Raw genomic sequence first — 4,884 nt, forward strand, 5'->3', positions numbered from 1 at the left:
GTTCCATACCGTGCGACATGTCGATAATCGCTTTTGTAATGAAAGCACTCTTCGAATCGCTCGTCAGTTCCTGAACAAAGCTCTTGTCGATCTTCAAAATATCTATAGGGAATTGTTTCATATAACCAAGCGCTGAGTACCCTTTCCCGAAATCGTCTATCGCGATCTGGAAACCAAGTGATTTGAACTCATGCAAGATGGGAAGTACAGACTCAATACCATGCAAGCTGCTGCTTTCCGTTATTTCAATAACAATATGCTGTGGATCACAGCAGTTCTGGATTACAATATCAAGCAGGTTGGAAGCTAAATCCTTCGCCAAAAACTGCCTAGCTGACAAGTTAACTGCAACTGCTGGTACAAAAAACGAAGCAGAGAGCCACCTATTGATTTGTTTGCAAACCTCCTTCAGCACCCATTTCCCGATATCCATAATGCTGCCGGTTTCCTCTGCAATCGGAATGAATTCTCCCGGGGAGATGGGGCCAAGTGTAGGATGATTCCAGCGAATTAACGCCTCTATCCCGTCTACGCGACCTGTAACAATACTGATCTGCGGTTGATAATGAAGGGTCATTTGATTTCTAGAAATCGCCCACCTTAACTCGTTCTCCAATTCAAGCTTACGCATAAAAGTTTTATAAATGCTTTTGTTAAAAAGTTGACAGCCGCCTTTTTCTATTTTAGCCTGGTACATAGCTAAATCCGCGTGCTTAAGCAATGTCTCAAAGTCGTCGCCGTGAGTCGGGTACATACATACCCCAATGCTAGCATTGATATAAAGCTCATTGTCCTCTACCCAGAATGGCTTTCCGATACTTGCTATTACATCCTTGGCCTTCAGCATTGCATCTTCTTGTTCCTGCAGATCCTTGAGAACGATTATAAACTCGTCGCCTCCTAACCGAGAAACGATATTGTTCGTTCTTACGACAGCACTCATACGCTCCGCGACCTGCTGAAGGAGCTTGTCCCCAACGTTATGTCCTAAAGAATCGTTGACCATCTTGAACCGATCAAGATCAATGAAGAAAATACCCAGCATCCGTTTAGCATTCATCGATTCCTCAATTGCTTGGTTCACCAATTCACTCAGCAAGGTCCGATTAGGCAGCCCCGTCAATTTATCAAAATGAGCCATATACTTCAGGTGATCTTCAGACTTCTTACGTTCTGTAATATCGGAAAACATACCTAAATAATTCGTAATATTTCCCTTCTCATCACGTAAGGTCGTTATCGATAGCCACTCTAGATACACCTCACCGCTCTTTCTTCTGTTCCAAATTTCACCCTCCCAGAATCCGGCGGCATGAATTCTTTCCCACATTTTAATATAGAAGAATTGATTCTGATGGCCGGAATGCAGTAATCTTGGCGTATGCCCAGAAGCTTCTTGTTCCGAATAGCCAGTCATTTTCGTGAACGCATGATTCACTGATAAAATTCGAAGCTGCTTATCTGTAATCATAATTCCCTCACTAGCATTGCTGAACACTTGAGCATGCAGTCGAAGCTTGGAAATAGTGTCTTTCCGATGAGTTAAATCAGAGAACATTCCCACGTAATTGATCAAAGTCCCCTTTTCATCCCTTACAGAATGAATAGAAAGCCACTCTGGATAAATCTCGCCATTTTTTCTGCGATTCCAGATCTCACCACTCCACTTGCCCTCTTTATGTATGGATGCCCACATATTGACGTAGAAATCTATGCCTTGGTAATCTGATTTCAGCATGCTCGGCTTTTTCCCAATGACTTCCGATTCCAAATAACCAGTAATAGCCATAAAAGCTGGATTTACATTTACAATTCTTTCACTCGGATCAGTAATCATAATAGCCTCTTGCGAATCTTGAAATATGCTCGCATAAGGCAATACGAGGTCTTCAGTTGCTTGATTATTCATAAGGGCATCTATCTGCCAATTCATGGAGGAACCCCTCTCTACTATTACATCAGCATGTTATGCCAGCTATCTTCAGACGTACTTTCAGCTGTTCAGGGACATCTTCAAATGAAACACGCGCATTGCAATCCATTGCGATCTTCTGTACCGCTAGTAATAAACCGAGACCTGAACTATCCATTTCTGTGACGGATCCGAGATGAAATGTGAGGGTGCAAAATCTTTGTTGAATGAGAGGAAATAATTCCTGCCTGATGGAGGTTGCTTCATTTACGCTAATAGTTCCGGTGAGAATAACGTGTATTTGTTGGTTGCTATTCAAAATCTCATAGCACATTAACAAGCCTCCCTTGGTATTCCAAACGAAATCACTATAATGTATGATACTTCCTATTAAGTTTAAATAGGGTATTTGATCCTGACTATATATGAAATGTAATAATTAATATGTGATAATAATCACTTTTTTTGATCCAAAACTCATAAAAATAAAAAAAAATGCCCCTATTGAGTATATCGAAAAGGGAGACCTCATAGAGGACTCCCTTTTCGATGTTTTAACGCTAGAATTAGTTAATTCAAAGGTCACACCCGGGCAGGCGGGTTCATAGACCTCGCCAGCTAATCAACTTATCTGTGTTACTTGCATCTACGATATACTCCTAAATGAGCTTATGTCTGTACCACTTGTCCCCTTTGAACCGCCATGCAAAGATCACTCCGCGTATGCCCCATTCGGCGACCATAGCCAGCCACACGCCCATAAGCCCAAATTGAAGGGTAATTCCTAAAATATAGCCAAGAATAATCCGGAACAACCACATCGAAAGCAAGGAGGTAACCGATGTAAACTTTGAATCCCCTGCTGCGCGTAAGGCTGATGGCATGACAAAGCTTAATGACCACAAGAAAGGTTGTGCAATCGATAGCAGTAAAATAAGTGCGAATATCGCAGGTATAATTTCTTTAGGCGGAGAGTAAATACTCACTAGCAGTGGGAAAAATGGCAGGATGATAGCCGTAATTAACACGAAAAACACCGTAGATAGTAACATAAAGGATTTAATAAACTTCCTTGCATCCTCGATGTTTTTTCTCCCGATACACTGTCCGACAACCGTTACAACGGCAACACTCAGTGCAGTTCCTCCAATTTGAAATAACATCGATAAGGAGTTGCTAATCGCATTAACCGTTATGGCTAGTGTCCCTAACTGAACAATAAACGTCTGAGTTAATAATTTTCCTCCATTGAAAAACATCTGCTCTGCTGCAAATGGAATTCCTATGAACATAATTTTTTTTAAAATCGAAAAATTAACTCTTAGTGCATTGCTTATTTTAAAGCGTAATGACTGATTATATCGCAACAAATAAATTAATGATGCAGCCATCCCCAATACTCTTGCTAGAATCAAGGAAATTGACAGTCCAATGACACCCATATCAAATAATTTAATTAATACAATATTCAAACCAAAATAAGATAAATTTAAAATTAACGACAAGAGCAGACAAGCCTTAGTCTCGGAAACGCCTCTCAAGACGCCGGTCACAGCTTGATAAATGGCTATAAACGGATAAGAGATACAACTGCCTATCAGAAAAATCTTCGCATTGTGTAATACATCCGCATCAGCATTGCCAAATAGCAAACTTAAGGCTGAAGTATGAAATAACATAACAAACACACTGATCACTATGGATACAATTGCTACTGCAGATATAGCTTGCGATGCAGCCTTAGATACCATTTCTTGATTTCCGCTACCTTTATATTGCGCCACAATGACTGTACCGCCTGTCGCAATAGCAACAAATAGATTAATAATAAACATATTAATCGAATCGACCATACTCACTGCGCTGACGGCTGCAACTCCTGAGGAGCTTATCATAGCTGTACTCATCAAACTCATCAAAACAATAAACGCTGAATCCACAAATATCGGAATGATAATAGCGAAAACTTGCTTGTAATCCATCGAACTACCCGTGAAATATTTATTTAATAAAGAAATACCTTTTTGTTGAACATTTAATCCCATTCTATGCAAATCATCATCACTTCTTTTCTTCAACGGTGTAGAGAGATATGTCTGGTAGTTGAACTGCTACGCAATATTATACCACTGCTACGCTAAGTAAACGATTTTATATATAACAACTGAATAAATAAGAAACAGGCTTCTGATCATTTGATCGGAAGCCTGTTTCTCTGATTCAATTATTCGGATAAGTCTCTCTCAGAAACTTTGTAGACTGGTTGATTAGCGCTTTTAAGACATCAATATCAATGTCTGCTACTTTGTTTATGTAGACACATGCTTTTCCTGACGTATGTTTTCCGAAGTCCCGTAGCAACGTCTCTCGTTCTGTATCACCTGTCGCAAAATACAGGCTGATCTTTGCTTTTCTAGGTGAAAATCCAGCTAGCGCTGCATCTCCCTCATGACCTGATTCATATTTGTAATGGTATGTACCAAACCCAATAATACTTGGTCCCCACATTTTGGCAGGGTAACCTGTCGTTTCAGTGAAAATATCTAATAACTTATATGCGTCTTCGCGCTTGTTAAGGCTTTCGATATTCTCAATAAACTCAATGACACTACTGTCATTTTCTTTCGTTTTCACTTCATACATGAATACGGCTCCCTTCATTCAACCTTACTTGAATTAAAGCTACAGTAACATGTGTTTTGATAGGATGTCAAAATGAAGACAGACAGCTTCAATCTTATTAAGCTTTTATATATATTATTTATTTTAATTATTGAGATTAGTGGGATCGTGCTCCATACACTCGATATAGCACCAAACCAAACAGCATCCCCAAGAAAGAGATAGCTGATATGGACAAATAAAGAGTCTGACCGCCGAATGTTTCATATACAGCTCCTCCAACATAAGAAGCGAGGATCCCAGAAACTCCGAAAAACAGTAATGCTAGTACCGTTTGACCTGTAGCACGC

4 protein-coding genes and 1 pseudogene are annotated in these 4,884 nt (G+C 39.9%); all 5 read right to left on the reverse strand.

Annotated features, from left to right (window positions below; all coding sequences use genetic code 11):
* On the reverse strand, positions 1-1,933 hold a 1,933-nt coding region (locus AC1DWN_RS28000; protein ID WP_477562163.1), incomplete at its 3' end, for a sensor domain-containing protein.
* Between the two features lie 25 nt (positions 1,934-1,958).
* Positions 1,959-2,246 carry an STAS domain-containing protein gene (locus tag AC1DWN_RS28005; protein WP_477562164.1) on the reverse strand — a complete coding sequence of 96 codons (288 nt, stop codon included), beginning with the start codon at positions 2,244-2,246 and terminating at the stop codon, positions 1,959-1,961.
* A 325-nt stretch (positions 2,247-2,571) separates the two neighbouring features.
* Complete coding sequence (locus tag AC1DWN_RS28010) at positions 2,572-3,957, reverse strand: MATE family efflux transporter (protein WP_477562166.1); 1,386 nt, start codon at positions 3,955-3,957, stop codon at positions 2,572-2,574.
* 175 nt (positions 3,958-4,132) lie between these two features.
* Positions 4,133-4,555, reverse strand: coding sequence for a DUF1801 domain-containing protein (locus AC1DWN_RS28015; RefSeq protein ID WP_477562165.1), 423 nt, complete (start codon positions 4,553-4,555; stop codon positions 4,133-4,135).
* Between the two features lie 136 nt (positions 4,556-4,691).
* A pseudogene (locus AC1DWN_RS28020) lies at positions 4,692-4,884 on the reverse strand (MFS transporter); the annotation flags it as partial.

The sequence above is a fragment of the Paenibacillus sp. P4_A7 genome, from assembly GCF_056402455.1.

What these genes read in the sequence shown, in the direction of transcription:
- AC1DWN_RS28005 (WP_477562164.1), bottom strand. Translation starts at nt 2,246, where the DNA reads ATGTGCTATGAGATTTTGAATAGCAACCAACAAATACACGTTATTCTC.
- AC1DWN_RS28010 (WP_477562166.1), bottom strand. Translation starts at nt 3,957, where the DNA reads ATGGGATTAAATGTTCAACAAAAAGGTATTTCTTTATTAAATAAATAT.
- AC1DWN_RS28015 (WP_477562165.1), bottom strand. Translation starts at nt 4,555, where the DNA reads ATGTATGAAGTGAAAACGAAAGAAAATGACAGTAGTGTCATTGAGTTT.